This window comes from Streptomyces sp. NPDC048484 (assembly GCF_040651415.1).
Taxonomy (GTDB): domain Bacteria; phylum Actinomycetota; class Actinomycetes; order Streptomycetales; family Streptomycetaceae; genus Streptomyces.
The window spans coordinates 1-26,510 of sequence record NZ_JBEZJY010000055.1 but is presented as its reverse complement, the minus strand read 5'-3'; the positions used below and the strand labels follow the sequence as shown (position 1 = coordinate 26,510).

General features: G+C 69.6%; 27 protein-coding genes and 5 pseudogenes. 18 read left to right on the top strand and 14 right to left on the bottom strand.

All coding sequences use genetic code 11. The features are described from left to right. Nucleotides 1–139: 139 nt before the first annotated feature. Together AB0D14_RS38015 and AB0D14_RS38010 are read right to left on the bottom strand one after the other, a co-directional pair. Complete coding sequence (locus tag AB0D14_RS38015) at nt 140–295, bottom strand: hypothetical protein (protein ID WP_362787962.1); 156 nt, start codon at nt 293–295, stop codon at nt 140–142. Between the two features lie 88 nt (nt 296–383). Beyond that, nucleotides 384–952 (bottom strand): annotated as a pseudogene (locus AB0D14_RS38010) (IS630 family transposase); the annotation flags it as partial. 230 nt (nt 953–1,182) lie between these two features. Between AB0D14_RS38010 and AB0D14_RS38005 the strand changes: the two are divergent. The 5 genes and pseudogenes from AB0D14_RS38005 to AB0D14_RS37985 all read left to right on the top strand — a co-directional run bounded on the left by AB0D14_RS38005 (nt 1,183) and on the right by AB0D14_RS37985 (nt 5,479). Continuing rightward, nucleotides 1,183–1,524: a helix-turn-helix transcriptional regulator gene (locus AB0D14_RS38005; protein ID WP_362787886.1), complete on the top strand. Its 342-nt coding sequence runs from the start codon at nt 1,183–1,185 to the stop codon at nt 1,522–1,524. After that, nucleotides 1,521–2,477: a hypothetical protein gene (locus AB0D14_RS38000; RefSeq protein ID WP_362787883.1), complete on the top strand. Its 957-nt coding sequence runs from the start codon at nt 1,521–1,523 to the stop codon at nt 2,475–2,477. The genes AB0D14_RS38005 and AB0D14_RS38000 overlap by 4 nt, the downstream gene beginning before the upstream one ends. 202 nt (nt 2,478–2,679) lie before the next feature. Beyond that, nucleotides 2,680–3,495: a phosphatase PAP2 family protein gene (locus tag AB0D14_RS37995; protein ID WP_362787880.1), complete on the top strand. Its 816-nt coding sequence runs from the start codon at nt 2,680–2,682 to the stop codon at nt 3,493–3,495. 205 nt (nt 3,496–3,700) lie between these two features. Beyond that, nucleotides 3,701–4,446 (top strand): annotated as a pseudogene (locus AB0D14_RS37990) (IS630 family transposase); the annotation flags it as partial. A 280-nt stretch (nt 4,447–4,726) separates the two neighbouring features. After that, the gene (locus AB0D14_RS37985) at nt 4,727–5,479 is read left to right on the top strand and encodes a GNAT family N-acetyltransferase (RefSeq protein WP_362787878.1); all 753 of its coding nucleotides are present in this window, start codon (nt 4,727–4,729) and stop codon (nt 5,477–5,479) included. Nucleotides 5,480–5,526: 47 nt separating this feature from the next. Here AB0D14_RS37985 and AB0D14_RS37980 read toward each other — a convergent pair. Continuing rightward, nucleotides 5,527–5,700: pseudogene (locus AB0D14_RS37980) on the bottom strand (ATP-binding protein); the annotation flags it as partial. Nucleotides 5,701–5,851: 151 nt separating this feature from the next. Continuing rightward, nucleotides 5,852–6,190, bottom strand: a complete 339-nt coding sequence (locus AB0D14_RS37975) for a helix-turn-helix domain-containing protein (protein ID WP_362787875.1) — start codon at nt 6,188–6,190, stop codon at nt 5,852–5,854. A gap of 146 nt (nt 6,191–6,336) precedes the next feature. Between AB0D14_RS37975 and AB0D14_RS37970 the strand changes: the two genes are divergently transcribed. After that, nucleotides 6,337–6,750: a DUF1330 domain-containing protein gene (locus tag AB0D14_RS37970; RefSeq protein WP_362787872.1), complete on the top strand. Its 414-nt coding sequence runs from the start codon at nt 6,337–6,339 to the stop codon at nt 6,748–6,750. A 107-nt stretch (nt 6,751–6,857) separates the two neighbouring features. Here AB0D14_RS37970 and AB0D14_RS37965 read toward each other — a convergent pair whose 3' ends face one another. Both AB0D14_RS37965 and AB0D14_RS37960 read right to left on the bottom strand, forming a co-directional pair. Then, nucleotides 6,858–7,439, bottom strand: coding sequence for a beta-propeller fold lactonase family protein (locus AB0D14_RS37965; protein WP_362787869.1), 582 nt, complete (start codon nt 7,437–7,439; stop codon nt 6,858–6,860). A 687-nt stretch (nt 7,440–8,126) separates the two neighbouring features. Then, nucleotides 8,127–9,050: a helix-turn-helix transcriptional regulator gene (locus AB0D14_RS37960; RefSeq protein WP_362787866.1), complete on the bottom strand. Its 924-nt coding sequence runs from the start codon at nt 9,048–9,050 to the stop codon at nt 8,127–8,129. Between the two features lie 104 nt (nt 9,051–9,154). On the opposite strand from AB0D14_RS37960, the gene AB0D14_RS37955 reads away from it, so the two are divergent. Continuing rightward, nucleotides 9,155–10,660, top strand: coding sequence for an MFS transporter (locus AB0D14_RS37955; RefSeq protein WP_362787863.1), 1,506 nt, complete (start codon nt 9,155–9,157; stop codon nt 10,658–10,660). Nucleotides 10,661–11,002: 342 nt separating this feature from the next. Here AB0D14_RS37955 and AB0D14_RS37950 read toward each other — a convergent pair whose 3' ends face one another. Then, complete coding sequence (locus tag AB0D14_RS37950; protein WP_362787860.1) at nt 11,003–11,203, bottom strand: hypothetical protein; 201 nt, start codon at nt 11,201–11,203, stop codon at nt 11,003–11,005. A 126-nt stretch (nt 11,204–11,329) separates the two neighbouring features. After that, nucleotides 11,330–11,614: a recombinase family protein gene (locus AB0D14_RS37945; protein ID WP_362787857.1), complete on the bottom strand. Its 285-nt coding sequence runs from the start codon at nt 11,612–11,614 to the stop codon at nt 11,330–11,332. Nucleotides 11,615–12,004: 390 nt separating this feature from the next. Between AB0D14_RS37945 and AB0D14_RS37940 the strand changes: the two genes are divergently transcribed. From AB0D14_RS37940 to AB0D14_RS37920, 5 genes are all read left to right on the top strand, one after another. After that, on the top strand, nt 12,005–12,397 hold the full coding sequence (locus tag AB0D14_RS37940) for a pyridoxamine 5'-phosphate oxidase family protein (protein WP_362787956.1): 393 nt from the start codon (nt 12,005–12,007) through the stop codon (nt 12,395–12,397). 312 nt (nt 12,398–12,709) lie between these two features. Beyond that, nucleotides 12,710–13,738 carry a type I glyceraldehyde-3-phosphate dehydrogenase gene (gene gap / locus AB0D14_RS37935; protein ID WP_362787855.1) on the top strand — a complete coding sequence of 343 codons (1,029 nt, stop codon included), beginning with the start codon at nt 12,710–12,712 and terminating at the stop codon, nt 13,736–13,738. After that, the gene (locus AB0D14_RS37930; RefSeq protein WP_362787853.1) at nt 13,731–14,600 is read left to right on the top strand and encodes a hypothetical protein; all 870 of its coding nucleotides are present in this window, start codon (nt 13,731–13,733) and stop codon (nt 14,598–14,600) included. The genes gap and AB0D14_RS37930 overlap by 8 nt, the downstream gene beginning before the upstream one ends. Nucleotides 14,601–15,002: 402 nt before the next feature. Next, nucleotides 15,003–15,836: a universal stress protein gene (locus AB0D14_RS37925; protein ID WP_362787850.1), complete on the top strand. Its 834-nt coding sequence runs from the start codon at nt 15,003–15,005 to the stop codon at nt 15,834–15,836. 329 nt (nt 15,837–16,165) lie between these two features. Then, entirely contained in the window at nt 16,166–17,167 is a 1,002-nt protein-coding gene (locus AB0D14_RS37920) for a nitroreductase family protein (RefSeq protein ID WP_362787847.1), read from the top strand. 4 nt (nt 17,168–17,171) lie between these two features. Here AB0D14_RS37920 and AB0D14_RS37915 read toward each other — a convergent pair whose 3' ends face one another. Beyond that, nucleotides 17,172–17,570, bottom strand: a complete 399-nt coding sequence (locus tag AB0D14_RS37915) for an STAS domain-containing protein (RefSeq protein WP_362787845.1) — start codon at nt 17,568–17,570, stop codon at nt 17,172–17,174. A 218-nt stretch (nt 17,571–17,788) separates the two neighbouring features. Here AB0D14_RS37915 and AB0D14_RS37910 point away from each other — a divergent pair, with 218 nt between their 5' ends. The 6 genes from AB0D14_RS37910 (at nt 17,789) to AB0D14_RS37885 (ending at nt 21,703) form a co-directional block, all read left to right on the top strand. Further along, a complete protein-coding gene (locus tag AB0D14_RS37910) occupies nt 17,789–18,490 on the top strand; it encodes a pyridoxamine 5'-phosphate oxidase family protein (RefSeq protein WP_362787842.1) in 702 nt (233 codons plus the stop codon). 121 nt (nt 18,491–18,611) lie between these two features. Continuing rightward, on the top strand, nt 18,612–19,052 hold the full coding sequence (locus AB0D14_RS37905) for a pyridoxamine 5'-phosphate oxidase family protein (protein ID WP_362787840.1): 441 nt from the start codon (nt 18,612–18,614) through the stop codon (nt 19,050–19,052). After that, entirely contained in the window at nt 19,033–19,320 is a 288-nt protein-coding gene (locus AB0D14_RS37900) for a hypothetical protein (RefSeq protein ID WP_362787837.1), read from the top strand. The genes AB0D14_RS37905 and AB0D14_RS37900 overlap by 20 nt, the downstream gene beginning before the upstream one ends. A gap of 5 nt (nt 19,321–19,325) precedes the next feature. Then, nucleotides 19,326–19,946 carry a hypothetical protein gene (locus AB0D14_RS37895; protein WP_362787953.1) on the top strand — a complete coding sequence of 207 codons (621 nt, stop codon included), beginning with the start codon at nt 19,326–19,328 and terminating at the stop codon, nt 19,944–19,946. A 346-nt stretch (nt 19,947–20,292) separates the two neighbouring features. Next, the gene (locus tag AB0D14_RS37890; protein WP_362787834.1) at nt 20,293–20,985 is read left to right on the top strand and encodes a response regulator transcription factor; all 693 of its coding nucleotides are present in this window, start codon (nt 20,293–20,295) and stop codon (nt 20,983–20,985) included. A gap of 295 nt (nt 20,986–21,280) precedes the next feature. Then, the gene (locus AB0D14_RS37885) at nt 21,281–21,703 is read left to right on the top strand and encodes an Hsp20/alpha crystallin family protein (RefSeq protein WP_362787831.1); all 423 of its coding nucleotides are present in this window, start codon (nt 21,281–21,283) and stop codon (nt 21,701–21,703) included. Nucleotides 21,704–21,812: 109 nt separating this feature from the next. On the opposite strand, the gene hypE is transcribed toward AB0D14_RS37885, so the two are convergent. The 5 genes and pseudogenes from hypE to AB0D14_RS37860 all read right to left on the bottom strand — a co-directional run bounded on the left by hypE (nt 21,813) and on the right by AB0D14_RS37860 (nt 25,429). Next, entirely contained in the window at nt 21,813–22,856 is a 1,044-nt protein-coding gene (gene hypE, locus AB0D14_RS37880) for a hydrogenase expression/formation protein HypE (protein WP_362787828.1), read from the bottom strand. Then, nucleotides 22,853–23,218, bottom strand: a pseudogene (locus AB0D14_RS37875) (hydrogenase formation protein HypD); the annotation flags it as partial. The pseudogene AB0D14_RS37875 and the gene hypE, both read right to left, overlap by 4 nt. After that, a pseudogene (locus AB0D14_RS37870) lies at nt 23,219–23,791 on the bottom strand (oxidoreductase); the annotation flags it as partial. 19 nt (nt 23,792–23,810) lie between these two features. Continuing rightward, entirely contained in the window at nt 23,811–24,269 is a 459-nt protein-coding gene (locus AB0D14_RS37865; protein WP_362787825.1) for a cyclic nucleotide-binding domain-containing protein, read from the bottom strand. Beyond that, nucleotides 24,266–25,429: a 4Fe-4S dicluster domain-containing protein gene (locus tag AB0D14_RS37860; RefSeq protein ID WP_362787822.1), complete on the bottom strand. Its 1,164-nt coding sequence runs from the start codon at nt 25,427–25,429 to the stop codon at nt 24,266–24,268. Before AB0D14_RS37860 ends, AB0D14_RS37865 begins: the two co-directional genes overlap by 4 nt. Between the last annotated feature and the right edge of the window lie 1,081 nt (nt 25,430–26,510).

Sequence of the window (26,510 nt, the reverse complement as noted above, 5' to 3'; positions counted from 1 at the left end):
GCACTGGCCAGGCTGCGTACCAGTAGGCGCTGCGCCCCGATGTGCAACGGCGGGATTCACGCGGGAGCGGATGAGGACGGCGGCTGGGCTCGTTGTCTGCCGTTCCGCGAACGTCGGTCTGATCGAGGAACCTGCTGCACTACGCGCCGTTCGGCGGCTCATTCCACCGGGCGACGGTGCGGTCCATGGAGTTGGCCGTGCCGCCGGGACCCGAGCCGGCCCCAGAACCGGGCCCGGCCACAGAATCCGTAGCCGGAGCAGGCCGCTCCGCGATCACCCGCTTTTCGTCGATCATGAGTCGCAGTGCAGCTTGCCAGGTTGTTGCTGCGAACCGTGTTGGCTCCCAACCCCTCAGGGGGCCAGCTCGGTTCGCCATGGCTGATGAGACTGCGCAGGTAACGGCAGAACTCCAGGAACCTGGTCCGCTTATTCTTCGGTTTGATGCGACCCCGTAGAGCTTGCCCTCGGCCAGATCGTAGGCGGCGAACAGGTGCCGGACCGCGTGCGGGCGGGTGTAGGTCGCCCGTCGGCGGGGCCTCGGTTCCCGGGCGGGGTCCTTGTGGCGGCCGCCGCGTTCGGTCCACTGCCGCCCGGGGTGGGGCCGGAGGTTGGGCGGCCCGAACTCGTCCATGCAGAAGACGACTTCGGGTTTGCCTTCCTCGGGTATGACCTCACCGTCGGCGATCGCGTAGAGGTGTTCGGCCTGGGCCTTCTTGGCCGTGTAGTCGTGTGAGGCCTTCCAGGTCTTTATGCATTGAAATCAGACGCCTTCCTCGCGGAGCAGGGCCCGAAGGCCCTCGTGGCTGATGTCGTCGAACGCCCCCTCGGCTACCAGGAAGTCGGCCGGCTCGGCTGGGCTCCAGGTCGAGAACGGCAGGCCGTGCTCGGCCGGCTTGGACTTGGCGATCTTCTTGGTCTCCCGGCCGGTCCGGACGAACAGGGTCTGTTCCATGGAAGATTCAACGGAGGCGGGACGGGTCCGGCGGACCGGTGGGAATGACATTCCGCTCGGCCCGGATCAGGTCGCGGTGAGCATCCGCCAACGCCGCGCGGGTGCGTCGAGGAGATCGCCGTCGCGCCCGCCGGCCGGGAGAGGGTGACGCTCGCCGCAGGCGTGGAGGTGCTGCCAGTGATCATCCAGTGCAGGCAGATATATCTCGCAGCTCGATATATGCTCGATGCATGACCAAGCAGAATCCACCCCTGACGGAACCGCAGTACTTCATCCTCGCCGCGCTGATGGACGGACCGTTGCACGGCTACGGCATCATCAAGGCCGCCGAGCGGACCACCGGCGGGCGGCTCCGGATCGCTGTCGGCACTCTCTACGGCGCGCTGGAGCGGATGGAGCGGGCCGGGCTGGTGGCCGCCGGCCATGAGGAGATCGTGGACGGGCGGGCGCGGCGCTACTACCGGCTCACCGAGGACGGCACCGAGGCGCTCGGCCGGGAGGCACTGCGGATGCAGCAGGCGGCGGCCGTCGTCATCGGACACTCGCGGGATGCCGGAGCAGCCCCGGCATGAATCGTCTGCTGCTTGCGGCCTATCCCGAGCCCTACCGTTCCCGGCAGGGAGAGGAGGTGCTGGCCTGCCTGTCCGAGGCGTATCCCGGCCGCTCCTGGCCCCCGCCGCGGGAAGTTGCCGCCCTGGTGCGCGCCGGGACGCAGGCCCGCGCCCGTGCCGTCGTCGACGACACGGCCCGACCGTGGTGGCTGGACGGCATCCATCTGGCCGCCCTGGCCCTCGCCGCGCTGGCGCTGGTTCCGTACTTGCAGGATGTGTGGCACTGGGCACTGCACATCGACCCCGGACAGCACGCCATCGCCTTCCACTTCTCCGGCTGGTACCCGTGGGCCGAAGGTCCCACGCGGATACGGCTGCTGCCCTACGGGCTGCTCCCGCTGGGCTGCCTGATCGCCCTGCTGCGCGGCAGACCGTGGATCGCGCTGCCGGCCGCGGCAGCCATGATCTGGGCCGGCGCCACGTTCCACGGCCGCACCCTCTTCGGCGACGAGGGCAAGGCGGGCCTGGGCTACTACGGTCTTGGCGCCCCGATAACGGCACGTGACCTGGTGCTGTCGGGGGCACTGTGCGCCGCGTGCGCCGTGCTGGCGCTCTGCCGTCCCAGCCGTCTGCGACGCCGCTCGTACCGCTGGCTGGCCCCCGTCGTGCTCGCCATGTTCGTGGCCGGGGGCCTGCACATCATCTCCGTCAGTCCGGCTTTCCAGCGCGGTTTGTTCGTCCTCGAAGTCGCCGCGCTGATCGCCGCGTGGGTGGCGACGGCCGCCACCGGCGACCACCGGTGGCTGATCCCCGTCGCGGCGTTCGCGATCGTCCGCATGCAGGCGATCGTCGTCCGGCCGGACGCGTTCATGCAGTCCTTTCCGGACCTGGTCGTCCTCATCCTGCTGATCGCACCCCTCCCCGCCCTGGCGATCGCCGCCCAGCGCCGGCAGGGGCAGGCACTCGCCGAATAGGAGCGGACCCCCGGTGGGCCGGCCGAGCCCGGCGGCCCACGTCGTGCCGGAGGACGTGCGTGACCGAACTCCCTCCAACGGAAGAAACAGAGCGATGACTCAGCACGATTCTCAGCCCCGGCCCGCGCACCGTCCGGGGGCCTCAAGGCAGGCCCCCGAGGCCCCCGACGACCCCAGCCCGTCGCGTACGACACGGCCGTGGATGCCGGCTCTGCTGTACAGCCTGGGGTTCCTGACGGTCTACCTGCTCGCCATCTGCACCCCATGGGGGCAACGAGCTGAGAACGCCCTGTTTGATCTCGGTAAACAGGGGGGCGAAGAAGCATGGATCTACCCCCTGTCAGGAGCGGTCTACGGCTCGACGCCCCTGCCGCCGATGGAATTGAGCGCCAAGCCCACCCTGATGGCGGGCCTGGCCGTCATCGTGGTCCTCACCCTGGTGCGGCGGTGCTGGCGGCAGGGGTGCGCGGCGCTCGGGGTCGTCATTCTCACGACCGGAGGCAAGGAGGTGCTCAAATCGACCATCCTGCCCCGCCCCGATCTGGTGGGCGCGCCGGAGAATCTCCTTGATCAGGGTTTCCCCAGCGGGCACACGGCCATCCCCGCCGCGCTGACCCTCGCCGCCGTCCTCGTGGTTTCCCCCCGCATCCGCCCCTACGTCGCCACGGCCGGTGTGCTGTGGCTCGCCTGCATCGCCGCCGCCAGCGCGACCATGGGCGGCCACCGGCCCAGCGAAGTGCTGGGAGCCACACTGTTGGCCTGTGCCTGTTACGGCCTCGCAACCTGGCTGCTGCCGCCGGCCGCCGTGCCAGGCGCCACGCGGAGCCCCCATGCGCTGCCCGTCATCACCCTGACGCTGGCACTGGCCGTCGCCCTCGTTTCCGGCGCACGGAACGACACCCTCACAAGGTCACTGGTCTCCGCGGCGACGGCCTTCATATGTGCGGCCGTGGTCTGGTACGCCGCAGTCGGGCGGCCCGCACACACCGCACGCCGCACACGCCCCGCACCGGACTGACCACCCGGCCGGCTCCGGGCGGGAACCGGCGCATCCTGGCAAAGCGGCGGTCCGACGCCACCGCCCAGTCGTAGAAGCCGTCGACGCCCGAGCGGGGATGCGCTACCGCCCGGCGTGTCCTCCCGTAGTCCGGTCAACAGGCCGGTGCCGCCCGGCGCGGCAACCGGACGGCCAGAATGATCACGTGGCTGAACGAGGGCAGGTCCGCGAGATCAAGAAGATCGCGAAGTCCAGGCCGAGTGAGCACGACCTGCCCTTTTCCACCTGGAGTCTGTCCAAGCCGGCGGACTTCCTGGTCGCAGAGGGGTGATCGACGACATCAGCCACGAGGGCCTGCGCATCCTGCTCCGTGAGGAAGGCATCTCCTTTCAACGTCTGAAGACCTGGAAGACCTCCCGCCACCCGGACTACGCGGCCAAGAAGGCCCGCGTCGAGCACCTCTACGCGATCGCCGACGGGGAGGCCCTGCCCGAGGAAGGCGAGCCCGAAGTCATCTTTTGTATGGACGAGTTCGGGCCGCTCAACCTCATGCCCCACCCCGGGAAGCAGTGGGCCGAGCGCGGCGGCAAGCACAAGGACCCTGACCGTGAGCCGCGCCGCAGGCGGCGGGCGACCTACAACCGCTACGGCGGAGTACGGCACCTGTTCGCCGCCCTGGACCTGGCCAAGGACAAGCTCTACGGCCACATCAAGCCAGTCAAGCGGCGGACGCAGTTCCTGGAGTTCTGCCGCTACCTGCGCACCCTCTACCCGGACAAGGTCCGTATCGCGATCGTCTGCGACAACTTCTCCCCGCACTTGACCACGAAGAAGTGCCGGCGGGTCGCCTCCTGGGTCGCGGCGAACAACGTCGAGATCGCCTACACCCCGACGAACTCCTCCTGGCTCAACCGCATCGAGGACCAGTTCACCGCCCTGCGCTACTTCACACTCGACGGCACCGACCACGCCCGTGTTGGGCAGCGAGCCTGACGCCGTGGGTCGGTGCCGGAGCGCGCCGACGGCGGAGACCCCTATGTTCAGCCGCTTGTCCACCATGCGGCGGACATGCCAAGATCACCGCTGGCTGCAAGGACTCACAGAGCTGGAGCTGAAGCCAATTGGATGCGGGCGAGTTCGCTACTTGAGCCGCCGATGCACTGAATGCACCACCCGACGTGCGCCTGTTGCGAGCCCGGGTGATATCGGCGGCATGTCCGATGTCTTTACATGCCTTCAGAGGGATCTTCCTATGGACTTCGACGTCCAAAACCATGCGCGCACGCGCGCCCTGCGTTCCGGCGGTCATGTGCGCAGCGGCCCGTTCGTGGTGCGCTATGACCGGAACTGGCCGAGCCCGTTCGCCAACTATGCGATCCCGGATGACGGGGCTGCGCCGACCGCGAGCGAGATCAGCGCCCTCATCAGCATGTTTCGCACGCTCGATCGGGTGCCGCGTCTGGAGTACCTGCCCACTTGCGCGCCGCAGGTCGAACTGGCCCTGCGTGCGGCGGGGTTCACGGCCGAGAACCGCGCCGCGGTCATGGCCTGCTCAGCTGAAACACTCATCACCCCCAGAGCGGCGACCGGCGTCCTGATCACTGAGCCGACCGATGGCGCCGGGCTCCTTGCCACCGCGGTGGTGCAGCACGCCGGGTACGGACAGCCGGGTGAGCCGACAACGGGTGAGACTGCCTGGCTGCGCGACACCATCGCGAGCGGCGGCGTGGTCGCCCTGGTCAGCGCCGGCGACGGCACCGCGGTCGGCGCGGGCGTCTGCTCATCGCCGGTGGACGGCTTGAGTGAGTTGGCCGGCCTCGCGGTCGCCGAGAGCTCCCGGCGGCGCGGTATCGGCGCGATGCTCTCCGCCCACCTGACCGCTGCAGTCCTGGATCGAGGCTGCCGGACGGTGTGGCTGGAGCCGGGCGATCCGGGTATCGAAAGGATCTACGCCCGGATCGGCTACCGAACCGTCGGCGAGAAGCTCAATATCTCCCTGCGATAGGCCAGCGGGGCGGGCGCCAGGACATTGCGACCCGCCCCACAGCTTCGTCAACCCGCGTCCGCGGCCGCCGCCGTCTGTTCGGCGCGGGCGCGGGTGGCGGCCAGCCGGTAGGAGTCGGTGCCGGTCTCGATGAGGTTGCCGCCGAACGTCAGTCGGTCCACGATCGCCGCGCAGAGCCTTGGATCCGTAAAGGTTCTGGTCCAGCCGCCAAAGGATTCGTCTACATCTGGCCCTCGCTCGTCGGTCTCGGCAGCGGCATTGCACAGGCCGCCATTCCGGTCCTGGTCACCGGCTCCGTCCCACGCGAACGGGTGGGCGAGGCGAACGGGTTCAACGCGATTATGTGCAACGTTGGTTCGGGCGTGGTCGGGGTCAGGCGGCGGTGCTGCCGCTCTTCTCCTCGTCGGACTCGTCGACCGCGGCCAGCACCGCGTCCAGGAGGCCCGGGAAACGGGAGTCGAGATCCTCCCGGCGCAGGATGTGCAGGATGATGCGCCCGTCGCGGCGGGCCCACAGGACGCCGCTCTCCCTCAGTACCTGCCAATGGCGGCTGGCTGTGGACGCCGAGACGTCCGGCAGCACGGTCGAGCAGGTCAGCTCCTCACCGCCGGCGAGCCGCTTGACGATTCTCAGGCGCAGCGGACTGGCGAGCGCGTCGAGAACGGACTGGATGAGCAGGTCCTCGCGAGCGGGGTGAGCCAGAGCCTTCATACCTCAATTGTACGTGACCTTGTGAACAGGCGGACGAACGAGAATGGTCGGCCCCCGGGCGCGGTTGTTGCCCGTACACTCCCATGGTTCAATAGTTCAATAGTTCACGAGTTTGCGAACAATGGAGGTGTTGTATTAGCGCTTACATGGTCATCAGCGTGTCCCCCGAGGACCAGGAGAAGATGACGGAGTACGAGACCAGGACCCTCGCGGTCGTGGAGAAGTTCGGCGGCAGGCCCGTGGCCCGGGACACCAGTCCCGAAGTGTTCGAGAGCGACTACCGCCCGGCCATCGGTGTGATCCTCGAATTCCCGGACAAGCAGGCCGTGCTCGACTTCTACCACTCGGAGGAGTACCGGCCCCTGAAGGAGTTCCGGCACACCTTCGCCCGGGCGAGCGCCCTGGTCGTGGAGGCCGGACATGGTCCCTGTACAGGAAGCCCTTGGGGGGCACGAAGTCGGCGGCCGGGTCGGTCAACTGGTCGACGGGCTGCCCGGTGCCCGCGTTGCCCGGACTGCGATAGCCGGTCTGGCACCACACGCGGTACTGCCAGCGGATGATCGGGTTGTCGTCCACGCCCGCCAGTGCCCGCGCCGCTGCCGTACTCGTGGCCAGGGCGGACGGGATCGCCGTCGCGCCCATGCCGGCCATGACCTACGCGCTGAACTCACGCCTGGTACGTGTCACGTTTCCTCCTGTGTCGACCTGTGTCCCGAAAATGACCGGGGGCGGTCCTGAGGCCCTGCCAGGCGGGGAGTTCGAGGACACCGGCCGCCGCTCCCAGAGAGCCGTCGCCCCGGACCGGCAGGGTCACCACGGATCCTGGGACTGCGAGGAAGGTGACGATCAGCCAGTTTCCCGTTGGGTCGAGGGTGAGGTGCACTGGGTTGCGGCGGCCCACGTCGATGGTGTTGAGCAGCGTCAGGGGGCCGCGCGCGGGGTCGACGGCGAAGGCGCTGACGGTCGTGGCGTCACCGTGGACGGCGTAGAGGCGGGTGCTGTCGGGGTTGAGCGCGAGGAAGGACGGGTTGACCGGGATCGCGCCGGGCGGCGTCGGTGTCGTGGGTGTCCGCGTCGTCGGCGGGAACGGTTTGGAGCAGTGTCCAGGAGTCCTGGCCGGGGTCGACCCGCCACACGGTGATGCCGCCGCCCGACGTGCTGGATGAACTTCGACGGTGCTGGATGGGTGCTGGGTGTAACTGAACAGCGAGTCAGCACAGTGGGCGGGCGCGACTGGTGCCGCTCCCACCGGGGGTAGTCTCGGCGGCTGCTGCCACCCCCGTGCCTGGGGAAGAAGACGACCGTCTGAGCTGAGGAGGTGCGACCTCAGTAGCCGACGCGGGCGTTGATGCGGCGCGGGTAGTAGCGCTCGTCACCGCTCCGCTCGTAGCCGGGCTTGCGCGGGGTGTCGCTCGCGGGACGGTCCCCGGGCACGGTGACGCGCTGGCCGCGGCGGTATTCCGATCCGGGCCCGTTTCGAAAACGCGGCGAAATGCCAGACAATAATTGGAGTCAAACCTCGCAGGCGCACGCAAGCGGCTTGACTTCATCATTGACACTCCTGCCGTGTGTCCCGGCCCGCGTGCGCCGACGGACGGGCCGTGACCGCGGCCGGGTACGAGGTCGCCGCGTGGACGGCAGAGCGACGTGTGACCCGCCGTGGTGGGACGGACCCTTCGCGCGTGTCTGACCGCGACGGTGAGGGTCAGGCCGACGACCGTGGCGGGAGCGGTGACGGCCGCCAGCCGCTCGCGAGTTCGGTGAGCCGTTGGGTGCCCTTCGGGCCCAGACGGTCGTACGGGGCACGGTCGAGGTGGTCCGTTCGGTGTTCGAGTTCCTCGCGCAGGGAGAGCCCCGTGTCGGTTGGCTCGCCGGCGGCGTCAAGCAGGCCGCGGGCGCGGAGCCGGTCCTCGGCGTGGGACCAGTCAGCGGGGCTTCAGCCGCGCATGGACTGAGACCACTCCGGGACCATGCCGTCACCTGTGCGCGGCTCGCGACAGACCACACCCGCGATGTGACGGGTCGCGATGTGACGGGTGAGGAGGTGGAGTGCGTCTGCTGAGGATGCGTCGTTGGGGGTGTAGATCTCGAGGCGGTGGTCCGGGCTGTCGGGCTGGAGCCATACCTGGTAGGCGATGCTCGCGGTACCGACGGTGGGGTGTTGCAGGTGCATGTCGCCGGTGGTGCAGTCGGCGACCTCTCCGGTTGCCCACATCTGGGCGAACTGGTCGCTGCGCATGGTGAGCTCGCCGATGAGGTTCGCCAGTCGCGCGTCGGTCGGGAACCGGCCGGCGGTGAGCCTCAGGTACGCGACGTGGACGCGCGCGAGCTCGTCCCAGTTGCGGTGCAGGTCCCGGGTGAGGGGGTCAAGGAAGAACATCCGCGGGATGGAGGGACGACGAGCTGGGTCTGCAGGGGCGTCGAATTCCATGTGTTCGGCGAGCAGCGCCTGACCCGTGCGGTTCCAGGCGAGCACGTCCCCGCGCCTGCCGAGCACGATCGCGGGAGTAGCCTCGCCCAGCGAGTCGAACAGCGCGAGCACACGAGGATGGGGCTGCTCGACGGGCGGTTCGGCGAGGCCTGGCCGGTCGGTCCGGCGGGCGAGGTTGTGTAGGTGGACCGTCTCGACCTCGTCCAGTTCCAGCACCCGGGCCAGTGCGTCGAGGACCTGGGCCGAGGCTGCGCCCGCTTGTCCCTGCTCCAACCGTGTGTAATAGCCGGCGCTGACGCCTGCGAGATGAGCCAGTTCTTCTCGGCGCAGCCCTGGAACGCGCCGACTGTTGCCGTAGGTGCGTAGCCCGATCGCGTCCGGTGTGACCTGGTCGCGGCGGCCCTTCAAGAATGCTCCGAAGCTCTCCACACCATCGAGCCTAGACATGGTCCGCGGCGGTGTGGGTGCACCTGCTGGGTGTAGCCACACCGGGTGTCTGGATGCAACGGCCGGGAGCCTGCAGCGTTGACGTCATGACCCAGCACGCCTCACCCACGACCAACGCCGGTAGCCTCCGGGCCTCGCTCGGTCTGCTCGTCGTCCTCGGCCCCGTGCTACTGGTCTCGATGGACGGATCCATCCTGTTCCTCGCGATGCCCCGGGTCAGTCAGGCGCTGAGCCCCAGTGCCGACCAAGCACTGTGGACCCTGGACATCTACGGCTTCGCCGTAGGGTCACTGCTCATCGCGTTCGGAAACATCGGCGACCGCTACGGACGCCTCAGGCTCCTCATGGTCGGCGCGACCTTCTTCGGCCTCGGCTCTGCTGCCGCTGCCTTCGCCCCCACACCGGAACTGCTCATCGCCGCCCGTGCGGTCATGGGGATCGCCGGCGCGACCCTGCTTCCCTCCGCGCTGGCGGTTCTGAGTGAACTGTTCACCGACCCCAAGCGACGCGCACAGGCCATCGGCATCTTCGCCGCAGCATTCGCTGCCGGCTTCGCGATCGGACCGGTCATCGGCGGCGTGCTGCTGGAACACTTCTGGTGGGGATCGGTGTTCTTGATCAACCTCCCCGTCATCATCGGCTTCCTCTGCTTCGCACCGGTGCTGCTCGGCGAGGTCCGGGCGACCCGGCCTGGGCGGATCGACACCGCCAGCGTCGTGACCTCCGCCGTCGGGCTCCTGCTGGCGATCTACGGCATCAAGCACGTGGCCGCCCAAGGCCCGACAGTTACCGCGGTGGCCACCGTGTTCGCGGGCATTGCCGTGCTGGCGTGGTTCGGTCTCCGGCAACGGCGACTGGAGCACCCGCTCATCGACTTCTCACTCTTCCGCGACCGGATCTTCACCGTCGCCGTCATCACCGGCCTGCTGCCGCTCGCAGCATGGTCAGCTGCCGCGTACCTGGCCGGGATCTACCTGCAGTCTGTCCTCGACGTCCCCGTCCTGCAGGCCGCGCTCTGGGCGCTGCCTGGAGCCGTCGCACTCACCACCACCTGCATGATGACCCCGCTGGTCGTCGACCGCGTCGGCAAGCGCGCCGCGCTGCTCGTGTGCCACTTCTCCATCGCCGCCGGTTTGCTCCTGCTGCTGCCCACCACCAGCACAGGCGGAATCGGCTGGTACGTCGCATCCACCGCGGTCGCGGGCCTCGGCTATGGCATTTCCTTCGCTGTCGTCGCCGACACCGCCGTTGCCGCAGTCCCTCCCGAGCGCGCCGGATCCGCAGGCGCGATCGCGGAGACCAGCAACGAGATCGGCAATGCTCTCGGCATCGCGTTGCTCGGTTCGCTGGCCGCTCTGCTGTTCCGCCTCCAAGGCCCCGACCTCGCCCCAACCCTCGACGAGACACTCCAGCTGCCTGAACTGACAGCGGCGATCGTGACCGACGCCAAGTCGGCCTTCCTCACCGGACTGCACGTCGCCGCGGCGACAGCCAGCGTCCTGCATCTCGTCCTCGGCCTCGTCGCGCTCCGCTGGCTGCCCCGACCGGCCAAAGTCACCGCGGCTGAGAATGAGACGGCTGAGACCCGATGACCCGGTAAGTTCCTCCGCCAGCTGTGACGGCGACATGATGTGCCGTGGTCCACGGCGAAGCAGCAGGTCGAGGACGGCGAAATCGGTGCGGGTCACGCCATGACGCTGGTAGACCGGCCGCGTCATGGCGTACATGGCTGGGGTGATCCGGTCGACGTTCCTGAAGACTTCGAAGCCCAGCGCGGTCTCCGGCTGCCCGCTGTCGGTGAGGCCTGGCATCCAAGGTCCTCCTGCTCACGTGTGTGCCGGGGACTCTGCTCCCCGGTGAAGATCCCGAGGACATGCGAGATCGGATTCACCGGTCCGATGTCCGAGAAGAACGCTGTGCCCGCCGCGTCGGTGTCACTCTCCATCGCTGCTCCTCAACTCGACGACCGTGATGTCCGGGGGAGCGCCGACGCGTACGGGAGGGCCCCAGAATCCTGTGCCGCGGGTGACGTAGAGCTGGGCGCAGTCGACCTGGTGCATGTCGGCAAGCGCGGGCTGCTGGAGGGAGGCGAGGAGGTTGGAGGGAGCCAGACGTAGTCCGGCCAGGTGATCCACTGTCCGACGCGGGGCGGCAGGTCGCGGGTGGTGGCCATCGCGAGTGGGGGCAGCACGGCCGGCACGGCGAGAAGCCCCGCGCTCCATCTGCCGGTTCGTTCGCCGAGGGCCGTGTCGCGGACCAGATCAGAAAGATCCAGCGCCGGCCGACGGTGGCTTCCGCAGCTGGCGGCCGGTGTAGCGGGGGTTGGCCAGGATGGCCCGCACCGTGGTCAGGACCCACTGCCGACGGGACGGATGCGGGTTATGGCCGGAACCGGCGGCCGAGGGGCAGGGGATGGCGGCGTCGTTGAGGGCGCGGGTGATACGGGCGATGCTGTGCCGGGCAGGCCGCTGCGTGAAGATCCAGGACACGATCGGCCCGCACACGGGGTCGGCAGCGAGGCACACGCCGAAGCCCGGGCAGGGCACTCCACTCCCGTGCAGGCAGCAGCCTGCGGGATGTTGGTGGTGTCGCGATTCTCGGCCAGGGCCCTGCTGCGGCATATTGGGCCGGTTGCGGTCGGCCAGAGCTTTCGCAAGGGCCGTACGGCCCTGTCTCGGGGGCGTACGACTCTGGGACGGGTGGGCGGGCAGGAGCAGGATTCCAGCAGAAGTCCGCGGTCGGCTGCTATGCCTCTGTCTCGTACGGTCGCCCGCGCCGATCCCTCGCATCGAGAGAGAGTGGCCGAACGTGATCGCTGTCGCAGTGCGTTCCGCTGACGAGTCGCGGTCACCCGGAATTCGTCCTCCGGTGCCGCTGTTTTGCGGGAAGACGTCGTGAGCGCCGACGAAGTCGTGAGATCCGGAGCCGGCGCGCGCATGGTGGAACTGAGCAGAGGGGAAGCGCTGCAACTTCTGGCGAGTGTGTCCTTGGGCCGGGTCGGCTTCACTCAGCAGGCGTTGCCTGCCATCCGGCCCGTCAACCACCTGGTCGACCAGGGCATCGTCGTCATTCGCACCCACTCGGGGTCCGCTCTGCTGAATCACTCCCTGCGCTCGGAGGTGGTGGCGTACGAGGCGGACGACATTGACGCGACCCTGCACACCGGTTGGAGCGTGGTGGTGACGGGCGTGGCCACGCGGGTCACTGACTCCGATGAGTTGGCCCGTTATGGGCGTCTGCTGACGCCCTGGTCCGGCGCGGTAATGGGAGACGTCGTACGCATCGAGCCGGAACTCGTCACCGGGTATCGCCTGGTGCCGACACCCTGACCGGAGGCACACCTCGGCGACGAGGCCATTCCGTGGTGACCGGGCGGCCATGATTGCCGCCCTGCTCCGGAGCATCCGTGGGAACCCGGAGCAGCGGTGCCCGATGCCCGGACAGCGGGCAGGTGGGCAGCGGTCGCCGCCTTGTCCACGCCTCCCTCGTGGACGACCGCAGTGCACCGAAGCCGCCGACAGGGCCTAACGGCCCGCAGCTCGCCCCCCTACGGCCCAAGCCGCGCCCCGTGCGGCGACGGCAGGCTGGCACCGCGCTCGGACGCCACCGGGCAGCGCGAACCCATCCGGGAGGACCAGGACATGACCGTACGTGTGGGGATCAACGGTTTCGGCCGTATCGGACGCAACTACCTGCGCTGTGTGCTGGAGCGTGCCGAGACCGGCGCCGGTACACCGGTGGAGGTGGTCGCGGTCAACGACATCACGTCGCCGGCGACGCTGGCCCATCTGCTGACCTACGACTCGACGTACGGACGTCTGGGCCGGCCCGTCGAGCACGACGACACCTCACTGACCGTGGACGGACACCGCGTTGCCGTGAGCGCGGAGCGCGACCCGGCCGCACTGGCCTGGGGCGATCTCGGCGTGGACATCGTCATAGAGGCGACCGGTCGCTTCCGCACTCGCGAGCAGACAGGCGGACACCTGTCGGCCGGGGCACGCAAGGTGCTGTTGTCCGTGCCGGGCAAGGACGTCGACGCCACCGTGGTCATGGGCGTCAACGAGGGCGCCTACGACCCGCGGCAGCACCATGTCGTCTCCAACGCCTCGTGCACCACCAACTGCGTGGCACCCATGGTGAAGGTTCTGCACGAGCACTTCGGCGTGGTCAAAGGGCTGATGACCACCATTCACGGCTACACCAACGACCAGGTGATCCTGGACGGCCCGCACAAGGACCTGCGCCGCGGCCGCAGCGCCGCCGTGAACATCATTCCCACCAGCACCGGCGCCGCCCGTGCCGTGGGTCTGGTCCTGCCCGAGCTGGCCGGCACGCTCGACGGCAGCGCCGTGCGTGTTCCGGTCGAGGACGGGTCTCTGACCGATCTGACCATGGTCCTCGACCGTTCTGTCAGCGTGGACGAGGTCAACGCCGCCTACCGGGAAGCCGCCGACGGACCGCTCAAGGGCATTCTCAGGGTCTCCGACGCCCCGATCGTCTCCCGGGACGTCGTCGGTGACCCTGCCTCCTGCGTTTTCGACGCCCCGCTGACCCAGGTGCACGGCGATCTGGTGAAGGTCTTCGGCTGGTACGACAACGAATGGGGTTACACCAACCGGCTGCTCGACCTCACCGAGTACGTCGCCGCACGACTGCAGAGTGACTGACGAACACCTGGGTGCGTCGAGGTCTCTCCCCGAGGTCAGGACAGCCGGCCGTCGGTGGCCCGGACGACTGCCGTGCGGGGGCGGGGCCGGTCCGCCCCGGGCGGCGCGGAGCCTCGGCAGGCCGCTCGGCCTCGCCCTGCGGTTGCAGCGGGGCAGCCTCATCGGCTGGAGCTGCGGCGTGTTTCTCGCCGGCTTCGCCTACGGCTGGGTCGCCTCCGACGTCGAAGACCTCATCGGCGGCAACGGGACGCTGCGCGACATGGTCGCCCGGTACGGCACGACAGATCTCACGGACTCCTACCTCTCCCAGTCACTCCTCCTCGTCGCACTGATCGGCACCGGGTTCGCCGTCCAGTCCGCGTTGCGGCTGCGCGGCGAGGAGACCGGGCTGCGCGCCGAGCTGCTGCTCGCCACACCCGTCTCCCGCGTTCGCTGGACCGCCAGTCATCTGGCCGTGGCGATGGCCGGGAGCGTGGTCGTGCTGGCCGCCGCGGGGCTGGGAACGGGACTCGCGTACGGGACGACCGGCGGTGGGCCGGAGCAGATACCCCGCCTCCTCGGAGCCGCGCTCGCCTACACGCCGGCGCTGTGGCTGCTGACCGGGCTCACGAGCGCGCTGTTCGGGCTGCTGCCCCGCGCGGTGGGTACCGCCTGGGTGTTCCTCGCCGCCTGCTTCGTGATCGGCCTGCTCGGTGAGGTGCTCGGCCTGCCCGGCTGGGTCACGAGCGCCTCGCCTTTCGAGCACGTTCCGCACCTGCCGGCGGGGGATCCGAGCGCCGCCGCGCCGGTGCTGCTGGTGCTGATCACCGTAGCCCTGACGGCGGTCGGCGCGGCCGGCTTCCGCAGACGGGACGTGGGTTAGATTCGGTGCCGCACCCTCCCGGACCGATGTGCCGTCTCTGCCCGAGAAGACCCGAGAAGACCCGAGAAGAGCGGTGTCCAGGCTGTCGACGCCCCCGCCACGCCCGGTCGGGACGGGAGCGGTCCCGCGCACACCCCTCAGGGGCGAGGGCCCCGGTGAACTTTCCCCGGGTTCGCCCCGCGCGCGGAGGCACCGGGGCATGCGCCCGCATGGCGGCGATCGCCGCGTCGGCGGCCGCGTCGATCCGGCGTCGGCCCGTTGCGACGCCACGTAACCCGTGGTCGAGGTACGGCGGGACGCAGGGGCCGGTCGGTCCTGCAGCGAGGTTCGGGCGGCCCCTGCAGGATCTGTACGTTCCTCCCCGACAGTGGGGTGGACGCGTGGAAGGGAAGGCGAACCGCTGTGGACGCAAGGGTTGTTGTAGGGGTGGACGGCTCGGTGGGCAGCCGGGCCGCCGGTGAGTGGGCGGCACGTGAAGCGGTCAGCCGGGGAGCCGCGCTGCAGATCGTGCACGTGACGTCCGGACCGGAGCCGCAGCCCACAACGGGCCCGGCATCCGGTCGGCCTGTCGATGTGGCCGCGTGCCTGGCCGGGGAGATGGCCGCCAGGTACCCCCAGTTGACGGTCGACGCTGTGGCCGTCGAGGGTGAACCGGCATCGGTGCTGGCGAGTCGCCACCAGGGCATCGAGCTCGTTGTCCTGGGAATTCAGGGCGCGGGACGCTCCGCGGGGGCCGGCGTCGGCACAGTCGCGCTGCACGTGGCCGCCGCGTCCCGGCGACCGGTGGCCCTTGTGCCGCCCTGGCCCACGAACAGCAACCGCAGAGGCGAAGTGGCCGTGGGCGTCGACGCCCGGCAGCCGGACGGCGCGGCGCTGGACCACGCCTTCGGCGCCGCGTGCCGGCTGATGGCGCGGTTGCGTGCGGTGCACGCCTGGAAGCTGCCACTGCCGGAAGCCGCGTGGCTGCCGTACGCCGTGCCCGAGGAGGACCGGGGCCGCTGGGAGGACCAGGAGGAGCAGGTGCTGGCCGACGCGCTCCGTGTCTGGCGAGAGAAGTATCCGTCCACGCCCGTTCTGGAGGACGTGGTCCTGTTCGACGTCGGCGAGGCGCTGATCAGGGCCTCGGCTCGCGCCGAGCTACTGGTCGTCAGCCGCTGCAACGAAGGCGTCCTGTCACCTGCCGTGCACGCGCTTCTGCAGCACTCCCGGTGCCCGGTGACCGTGGTCCCGGCCTGACACATCGGCCGCGGCTCGGAGACTCCATCGCCGCCACCGTCGGGAAGGTGGCAGCGGAGACCCGGAGCGGTGTCGTGGCAGGCGTCGACCAGGTGAGCGTCGCGAGGACGGTCGGGGCCGCGTTCAGGACGAGATCGGAGCGGTGGGCCCCGATGCGGGAACCTGTGGCCGGGCCGACGTACGGCGCCGCCGCCTCTTTCCGCCGCAGCGACATACCTACCCTGGTCTGCCGCCCGTGAGGGACCAACGGCCTCTTACCGTGTGACCGCTGGGCCGCCACTCTCGGAGGCACGGGTACCCGTCCGACGTCCGTACGAGAGAAGGCCACCATGCGTACCGCACTTCTCGACGCCGCGACCCTGGAAGCCTGTGTTTCCGCCGCCGTGGCCGCGCCCTCGTTCTTCAACACCCAGCCGTGGGACTACCGGCTGGACGCCGACACCACCACCTTCGAAGTACGCGCCGCCCCGGAGAGGAGCCTGCGGCACGCGGATCCGGTCGGCCGCGCCCTGCACCTGTCGGTGGGCGCGTCCGTCTTCAACCTTCGTGTGGCAATCGCCCACTTCGGCTGGTCACCCGTCGTACGACTGTTGCCCAGCCCCGAGGATCCCGGCCTGCTCGCTCTCGTCCGCCTGACCGCGCCTCTTCGACGGCACGGCTCGGGGCATCGAGCCGATCTCTATCCGGCGATCTGGCGCAGGCACAGCAGCCGCTTCCCCTTCTCCGAGCATCCGGTGCCGTCGCCCGTGCGCGTCGAACTCGCGGAAGCCGCCCACGCGGATGGTGCGACCCTCGCCTTCCCCACGTCCGTCGAGACGGCCCGTATGCTTCGTGTGGCCGCCGAGGCCGAGCACCGCAACCGCATCGACCCCGACCGCGGTACGGAGAGCCGTCGCTGGGTGCATTCGGATGCGGACGACTCCGCGGACACCGGTCTTCCCAGGACTGTCCTCGGTCCGCAGGACGCGCGGGAGCGCACCCCGATGCGGGACTTCACCGCTCAGCGGCATCAAGAGCGGCTGCCCGCCCGAACCTTTGAGTCGGCACCGGTCATCGCCCTGCTCACGACCGAGCACGACCGCCGTACCGACTGGTTGCGGGCCGGACAGGCGCTCGAGCACGTCCTGCTGGTGGCCACGGTCCACGGACTGCGGGCGTCCTTGCTGCACCAGCCGATGGAATGGCCCGATCTGCGTCGCGGTCTCACCCCTGTGCCTGACCACACCGGACACGCGCAGATACTGATCCGCCTCGGCTACGGCGTGCAGGGCCCCGCCACCCCGCGACGCGCTCCGCAGTCGCCACTGGCCACGGAACCGCCGAACCGGTGACCCGTCAGCCCACCGTGCCCGCAGCCGTGAGGTCGCTCTCGTTCGAGGAGGACCGCAGTGCCTCGGGCAGGTCGGAGTGCATCTCGAAGACGCCGGCCAGATGGGCGCCCTGAAGAATGCGCAGGAAGTGCGTGTCGTCGACAATCAGTCGGAGCCGGCCGCGGCGGGCGGTGACCCGGTTCTGTGCCCGGCACAGCAGCCGCAGCCCGCTGCAGTCGATGAAGGAAACGGGACGCAGGTCCAGCACCACGTCGGGGCAGGGACGCTCGGTGATGTCATCGAGACGCACCGAAAGAGGCGATGCGGTCAGTATGTCGATCTCGCCGCGCAGCTCAATCACGATCGTGCCGCCGGCGTCACGTTGCGTGTGGCGGAACGCTGAGCTGATTCGGTCTTCAGACATGAGCACACACAACCTGACCCGGAGGGCGCCACGGAAGGGCCGGTCGGCCCTGTTCGCGCGACTCCACGGTGGCCTGCTGTTCCAGGCTCGGACTCCTGCTCGAAGGGGCCGTCCGGGAGGCTGACAGGAACCGACCGGCCCAAGCGGAAGTCGACCATCTTGGAACATATTGAATATGCGTGTCTTTTCTGGCCTGACCGGAGGAAGAGGTGAGGACCATGTCCGAACAGACATCGGCCGGCATGGCGAAAACATCGACCGGATCCGCCCGAGGTGACCTCGCGCGCCGTCTCGTACAGCGACGCACGGAACTTGGCCTCACCCTGGAGGAGGTGGCGGGCCGGGCAGGTGTGGCACCCGGCTACCTCCGTTACCTGGAGACAACGCCCACTTCCGCGCCCGGCGCCAGCGCTCTCATCCGACTCGCGGGTGCCCTGAGAACCAGCCTGGCGGCGCTCACCGGCGGCGATGCCGACCTGCCGCCCGGCTACGGGAGGGCCACTCGCGACCCGGAGTTCGTGGAGCTGGAACTCGAGGAATGCTGGCGGCGGTTGTCCACGCACGGTGTGGGGAGGCTCGCGACGACGACGGCGGAGGGGCCGACGGTTCTGCCTGTCAACTACAGCGTCGTCGACGGCTCGATCGCCTTCAGGACCGCTCCCGGCTCCACATCGGCGTCGGCGGTCGGAGCCCGCGTCGCCTTCGAGGTCGATCACATCGACGAGACGTTCAGCCGAGGCTGGAGCGTGTTGGTGCGCGGACCCGCCCGTGGTGTGACGGACCCCGACGCCGTACGTCGGCTGACGGAGCAGGCGTACAGCAAGCCATGGACCGGAGGCAGGCGCGACATGTGGGTGTGCCTCGACCCGGTCGACGTCACCGGCCGCGTGATCAGGGAGCGCTACTTCGACGGTGGGTGAGCGACGACCGGCCTTCTGGGTCGCTCTCCGGTGGGGCGGGACTGGTGGCCCCTCATCGGCTGCCGGCTCCGGTCACAGGATGGTCCACACGAAGTGACACCCGGCGAGAGGCGGACTGACCATGTATCTCAACGACGGTTTCCGCGAACTCGACCGGCAGGAGTGTGAGGACCTGCTGGCGAAGGTGCCTGTGGGCCGCATTGTCTACACACGTCAGGCCCTGCCCGCCGTACTACCGGTCAACTTCCGCCTGGACCCTGGTGGCGCAGTGCTGCTGCGGACGTCGGCGGCCTCGGAACTGGCTCACGCGATCGACGGCGCGATCGTCGCGTTCGAGGTGGACGAGGTCGACGGGGCCACGCACTCCGGCTGGAGTGTCGTAGTCACCGGCCGGGCCACCGTGGTGACCGATCCGGACGAACACGCCCGACTGCGCCGGGTGGGACCGCGTTCATGGGTGCCCTCGCCCAAGGAAGTGTTCGTGCGAATCGAACCCGAGCTGGTCACCGGACGGCAACTTGTCGCAGGGCGCACGATGTACGGTGCGCACCTCGCACCCTGAGTACGGGATCTTCGCCCACCACGGCTACCCGTGGCTGATCCACCGCCCGGCCTGCCGGCGCAGCGGCCACAGCCACCTGCACGTACGCGGCCACAACATGGAGATATCGCAGACCGGGCCTGGGACGGCTGAACAGGCCCTCCTCGAAGGGACGTTCGGCCCCGTTCGCAGGGCCCCACAGCCCCTGCGATCCACGTTCCCGGCGCGGGACATTGATGACGCAACGAAAGACATCGAGAACCCCGAGCATCACCCTTGGAAGGGATGAGCATCATGGCAGTCCACGACCACCCCCAACGGCACCAGGGATTCCACCTCCCGTCCCTGCGCGGGAACGGGACGGCTCCTGCGGCGGCCGGTACGACGACTGCGGCGGCGGCGACTACTGCGTATGTTTTCGCGGGGTTGCGGTTGCTGACGGGGTTCGTTTTCCTGTGGGCGTTCCTCGACAAGACGTTCGGGTTCGGTTATGCGACCGGTTCGGGCAAGGGCTGGATCGATGGTGGTTCGCCGACCAGGGGTTTCCTCAGTGGTGTGGCGGCCGGGCCGATGGAGTCGACGTTCCATGACTGGGCGGGTGCGACGTGGGCGGACTGGCTGTTCATGCTGGGTCTGCTGGGTGTCGGTCTCGCGCTGGTCAGTGGGATCGCGTTGCGGCTCGCGGCGGTGGCGGGCACGCTGATGATGGCGTTCATGTGGATCGCCGAGTGGCCGCCGGCGAAGCATCTGTCCGACGGGTCGGTGAGCATGTCGCCCAACCCGTTCGCCGACTACCACCTCGTCTACGCGGTGGTCCTGATCGCTCTCGCGGCGGCGGGTGCCGGCGCGGTGTGGGGGCTGGGCAGGGTGTGGGCACGGCTGCCGTTCGTCAGCCGCAACCGCTGGCTCATCTGACTCCCGCACAACCGAAGACGGGCACCGCCGCAGCAACGCGGCGGTGCCCCTCTTCGCGGCCTCCGACGGAAGCCCGGCGCCGGCACCCGCGACGCCGTTGACCTCCCAGTTCCTGTCGGTGCGGACGCGTCTCACTACCGTGCGGGCCGGTACCCGCCGTTCCGCGGCGGCACCCTGCGCACGAGCCGGCCGTGACAGCTCGTCTGACACACGTGACCGTGCGGTGGGCGAAACAGGGCCGACCGGCCCTGGTCTTTCGGGCCATGAACGGGAAGGATCTAGATGGACGAAGCCGATACTGTCCATGACCGGACACCGGCGTGGACCGTAGGTCAGGGAGCGTCTCATGGTGGACAGCGAGCAGGCCGGCGCTGCCGAAGGACCGATCCGGGTCTTCCTGCTGGACGACCATGAGGTGGTTCGGCGCGGAGTGCGTGACCTTCTGGACGATGAGCCGGACATCAGTGTGGTCGGTGAGGCCGGCACCGTCGAGCAGGCCCTGGTGCGTGTGCCTGCGCTGCGGCCACAGGTCGCTGTCCTCGATGTCCGCCTGCCCGACGGCAATGGCGTGACCGTGTGCCGGGAGCTGCGTTCCCGGATGCCGGAACTGGCCTGCCTGATGCTCACCTCGTTCGACGACGAGGAGGCCCTGCTGGACTCGATCATGGCGGGGGCGGCGGGGTACGTGCTGAAGCAGATCCAGGGCGCGGACCTCGTATCGGCTGTCCGCACGGTGGCTCGGGGCCAGTCGCTGCTCGACCCCAGCGCCGCCACCAGGCTGATGGCCCGACTGCGCAAGGACCAGCAGCAGGAGGAAGAGCCGGACGCGTTGCCGGGCCTGACCGACCGGGAGCGGGAGATCCTCGGACTGATCGGTGAGGGACTGACCAACCGGCAGATCGGCCAGCGGCTCTACCTCGCCGAGAAGACGGTCAAGAACCACATCTCCCGTCTGCTGGCCAAACTCGGTGTGGAGCGGCGCATCCAGGCCGCCGTCATCGCCACCCAGGCCGAGGACCGTCTTCGGATGGGCCGCTGACACCACGCAACGCTGTTCGGACCGGACGCCCCGCGGCCTGAAGCGCGCAAGCGGAACCGGTGCCGCTCGGGACGGGCCGACGGCGCCCCCCGGAGCCCCGCCAGGCATGTCGAGCCGGCAGCGACTCGCGCTGTGGTTGGAACGCGCGTGCAACGACCCAGGACGGGTCGGCCGGCGGCGGAGTGCGGCAAGTGCCGGTCGACAGGGAGCGAGTGGGCCGCGCGGTGGGCCGGTCGGCCCACGCACGTGTGGGCATCGGTGGACGACACTGGAAGTGGAGAAGAAGGAGGGTGACATGAGCGGCATGATCGAGCGGTTGCCCGGCTGGCCCACACTGCCTGACCTGTTCGGCTGGATGGAGAGCGGGTTCCCCGGGGCGCACACGGTTCCCGGGACGCACGGAATTCGTGTCGAGGAACTCCTGACGGACGGAACGTACGTGCTGCGGGCCGAGCTTCTGGGTATCGACCCGTCCAAGGACGTCGAGATCACCGTCACGGAAGGAGTTCTGACGCTCCGCGCCGAGCGCGGCGAGAAGACCACGGAGAAGTACCGTACGGAATTCCACTACGGCACCTTCGTGCGCGCTGTCCGGCTGCCGGCCGGAGCCCAGGGCGACGAGGCGACGGCGGAGTACAAGGACGGTGTGCTGGCCGTCACGGTCCCGGTGCCACAAGTGAAGGAGGGCAGCCGGACCATCCCGGTGCGGCACGTCTGAGCGCCACGGCGTGCTGACCGCACCACCTGTGCGCGGCCGGACCGATGAACCGGCCGCGCACGCTCCCGTCCTGCCGCGCACGCTTCCGTCCTGTCAGCAGATGCAACGGTCAGCAGATGCGGGGAAGTTGCTCACCCAAAGGCATGTCCACCACTCGCCGGGCGCCGACCAGTGTCCGTACCGTCACCCGGCCGCTCGGCCCCTTCGGAAGGACCTCCCCGATACGGACCGCGCCGCGCCCCTCGGGAACCGAGCGCATCGCGGTCAGAACGGCGTCGGCCGCGGTGGCGTCGACGAAGGCGACCAGACAGCCCTCGTTGGCGACGACCAGGGGATCGAGGCCGAGCAGATCGCAGGCGGAGACGACCGCCGACGGTACGGGCACGGCACTCTCGACGATCTCGACGGCGACGGACGAGTCGTGGGCGATCTCGTTCAGCGACGAGGCGAGACCACCCCGGGTCGGGTCGCGCAGGGTGTGCACGTGCTCGCCGAGCGGTTCCAGGGTACGGACGAGACGGTGCAGGGGGCGGCTGTCCGAGGCGATGTCGCTCTCGAAGCCGAGACCTTCGCGGGTGGACAGGACGGTGGTGCCGTGCAGCCCGATCGGCCCGGAGAGCAGGACGGCGTCGCCTGGACGGGCGAGCCCGGCGGACGGGCGCAGTGTCCGGTGCCGTCGCCCGATGCCGGTCGTGTTGATGAACACCTTGTCCACCGCGCCCCGGCCCACGACCTTGGTGTCACCCGTGACGACGGGGACCTCGGCGTCGCGGGCGGCCTTGCCCAACGACTGCAGAACAGAGCGGAGTTCGGGCAGCGGGAGCCCTTCCTCGACGATCAGGGCCACGGACAGGGCCAGCGGCCACGCCCCGCGCATCGCAAGGTCGTTGACCGTTCCGTGCACGGCGAGGGAACCGATGTCCCCTCCTGGAAAGAACAGTGGGCTGACGACGAAACTGTCGGTGCTCACCACCAGATCCGGATGGCCAGGAAGCAGCGCGGCGTCCTCAAGCGGACCGTCCTCGCCGTCCTGGCCGTCGAGGGCGGGCAGGACGAGCGTGTCGAGGAGTTCGGCGGTCAGCCACCCTCCGGCGCCGTGGCCGAGCAGCACGACTTCGTCCTCGTGGCGGGGAGCGGGGCATTCGGGGCTCATGACGGTGACGCTTCCTTCGTGCGGCCGGCGGAGTGGAAGGCGGAGCAGGTCCCTTCGGTGGAGACCATGGGTGCGCCGAGCGGACTGCGGGGCGTGCAGCGCAGGCCGTAGGCCGTGCAGTCGGTGGGCAGTCGGGCGCCGGTGAGGACCGCGCCGGCGATGCACTCGGGGTCCTCGACGGGACGGAGTTCGCCGACGTCGAAGCGGCGCGTGGCGTCGAACCGCGCGTAGGCGTCGGTGAGTTCGAAGCCGCTGTCGGGCAGTGGACCGATGCCGCGCCAGGCCCGGTCGGTGATGCGGAAGACCTTCCGGAGTGCGTCCTGCGCCGCTGTGTTGCCATGGCGGTGTTGGGCACGGTCATGTCACAACTCCCGTACGTGCAGCAGAGGTTCGGCCCGGTCCCAGCCGATCACAGGGCCGTCGCGGCAGAGCAGGACGCCGCCCAGTTGGCAGTGGCCGCAGTGCCCGGTGGCGCAGCGCATGTTGCGTTCCAGCGAGACTCGGACCCGGTGTGCCGGCACACCGCGGTGGAGCAGGTCGCGGGCGGTCGCGCGGATCATCGCCTCGGGGCCACAGATGTACGCCGTGGTGCTTCCTGGCTCGAAGCGGGCGCCGTTGAGCAGAGTGGTGACGACACCGACCCGCCCGCGCCAGCCGGGGGAGGGGCGGTCGACGGTGACCGCACAGTGCAGAGGCCCGTGGGCCACCGTCCAGGAGTGCACCTCGTGCGCGTAGACAAGATCGTCGGTCGTGCGGGCGCCGATGAACAGGTTCAACCGGCCGAATTCCCGCGGGGCCGCCAACGCTTCCAGTACCAGTGGCCGGAGCGGAGCCAGACCGATGCCGCCCGCGACGACCACCACTTCCCCGCCGGCCGCCCGGTCGAGCTCCCAGCCGGTGCCGAAGGGGCCGCGCAGCCCGACCGGGTCACCTGGTAGGGCAGGGGGACGTCGGTCATGACCTGTCGCCACCGCCGTGCGGGCCGTACAGGTCGAGCAGCCGGAAGCGGGAAGCGTGCAGCCGTTGGGCGACCACGTGGCCGACCCAGGCCGCGACCGCGCGGCCGAAAGCGGGGTCGTCCGCGCACATCGCCCGCACCGCCCGCGCGTCGAACTCCCAGGCCCGCACCGGATGTGTGACCTCCGCGCCCAGCTGCCACACATAGGGCGAGAAGTGCCAGGACCAGCCGACCAGCTCGCCGTGGCCCAGCGACTCGACCACGGCGGCCCGCCGGCCGGGCACCCGCAGGTCCAGGGCGACGACGCCGGTCCGCACGATCCAGAAGCGGTCGGCGTGCCCGCCCTCCTCGAACAGGCGGGTGCCCGCTTCGAAGGAGTCCTCGCGGGCGATCCCCATCAGACGTTCACGGTGCTCGGCCGGGAGGGCCGAGGTCGTCATGGTCACGGATGTCATCGCTCAGACTCCCCTTGTTCCTGTTGCCGCAGTCGCCCGGCGAGTTCGTCGTGCAGGGCCGAGGCCTCTTCCGTGATGTCGATGCCGACGGGGCACCAGGTGACGCACCGTCCGCAGCCCACACAGCCGGAGCTGTCGAACTGGTCGTACCAGGTGGAGAGTTTGTGGGTGAGCCACTGCCGGTAGCGGCTGCGCGGAGAGGACCGCACCGGGCCGCCGTGCAGGTGGGAGAAGTCCAGGTCGAAGCAGGAGTCCCAGCGCTGCCACCGTTCGGCGTGGTCGCCGGTGAGGTCGGTGACCTCCTCGGTGGTGGTGCAGAAGCAAGTTGGGCACACCATGGTGCAGTTGCCGCAGGTCAGGCAGCGGGCGGCGACCTCGTCCCAGCGATCGGCCTCCAGGCTTTCGCCCATCAGGTCGCGCAGACTCACAGGGGGCATGGCCCGCCCCATCCGGTCCCGGGCACCGTCCACCGCCTCGCGGGCAGACGTCCGCGTAACCAAGTCGGCCGTGTGGTGCGGGATCCCGGAGAGAAGGTCGTCACCGGTCTCGCTGCCGGCGCGGACGAGGAAACGGTGACCGGCGTCGTCCACCACCTCGGTCAGCGCGAGATCGAATCCGGCGTCGGCCGCCGGACCGCCGCCCATGGAGACGCAGAAGCAGGTGGCGCCGGGCTCGGTGCACTCGGCGGCTATCAGGAAGGCCCCGGTACGCCGCTCGCGATAACCGCTGTCCGCGTAACGGCCCCCGGCCAGTACCCGGTCCTGGATCGCGATGGCGCGCAGGTCGCAGGGGCGTACGCCCAGGAAGGCGTACGACGGCCGCACGGCACTCTCCTCGGCCACCGTCAGCTGCCCGTCCGCCGCACGGTCGGCGCTCCACAGTTTCTCCCGCTGCGGATGCAGGAACGTCTTCCAGGACTGCGGACCCGAGGTGTGCGCGAAGGCGGCGCCGTCCGCCCGGGGCACGAGCCGGTAGCGGCCCGCCTCGACCTGGGTTCCCCAGCCGAAGGGCAACTCGTCGGCCGACGCGAGCTCGGCCAACACCACGGCTCCGTCGCGCACGGTCGGCCCGATGACCGTTCGGCCTTGTGCGCCCAGAACTTTGACCAGGGCGTCGAGCCCGTTCCTGTCCAGGACCGCGGTCGTACGGCTGTCGGTCATCGTTCCCCTCCAGGACGCCGTGGGGTTGCTGCCCCCAGGGTCTGCCCGGGGGATGTGCGGCACCACGGGCCGCCCGGGCCTGACATGGGGTCGTTCGGCCCTCGAGGGCGTGGAGAGGACGACGGAGTCCGCCCACCGACCGGTGCGGTGGCGTACGGCGTGGCCGTCGTACCACGCGCGAGCAGTGTGCGCCGGTCCGCCGACAGCGAGGTCCGGGCGGAGGCCATACCCCGTGCGGCCCTTCCCGAGGGCTGGACCGGGCCTCTGCCGTGGACCGGTCGGCTCATGCGCCGAGATCCGCGTCGTAGTTGGCTGTTGGTGAGGAGAACGATGCCGGCACGAGGAGAGTGAGAACAGTGGTTACGATGTTCGCACCGGAGTTCTGGGAGTTGTCCGCGGTGCTGATGGTAGCGGCGATCGCCGTGACGATCGTCCTGGCCGTCGCTCTCGACGGGCTCGCGGTTCGCTCACTGAGCCGCCGTGTGCCCAGGCCGCCGGCCAATGCGACACATGAGCCGGAGCCGGCCGACCACCCGGTGAACCAACACCCCTTTGAGCGCGTGCCTTGCGGCGACCCACGGCGAACAGCTGCATGACGGCGACAGAAGAGCACGAGATCGTGCAGTTGCTTGGAGATCGCACGGACGGCCCACCGTGTGAACCGTCCGGACGAGGGCCGGACGGTTCACACGGTGGGCCGTCCGGCCCCTGCGCCGTGTGCGGGGTGTGGGAGCAGGGTGGGGCCGGTGACGAGGTGAGTCCGCGAGGACGACGTTGCCGGGCTAGTGCCGCGACAGGCAACGTTCGCCCCGTCGCGACGCCCGGCACGCACTCTCGCCGCACCGGCCGAAACCCCAAGTACGTCCAGTACGAGGGCTTCCGGCCGGCACACCGAGAGCACGCACCGGACGGCGCTCCTTAACGGGCAAACGTTGCCTGCCGCGGCACTAGTAGCGTGTCGCTGCTTAGTTCCGGTGTGTCGGGTCGGGAGGTTGGTGTCTGGCAGATTTCCTTTCCCTCTGCCTGATAGGACGGCGCTCATGCCTTCGCAGAAGAAGCGTCCGGTCACGTTGACCGCGGC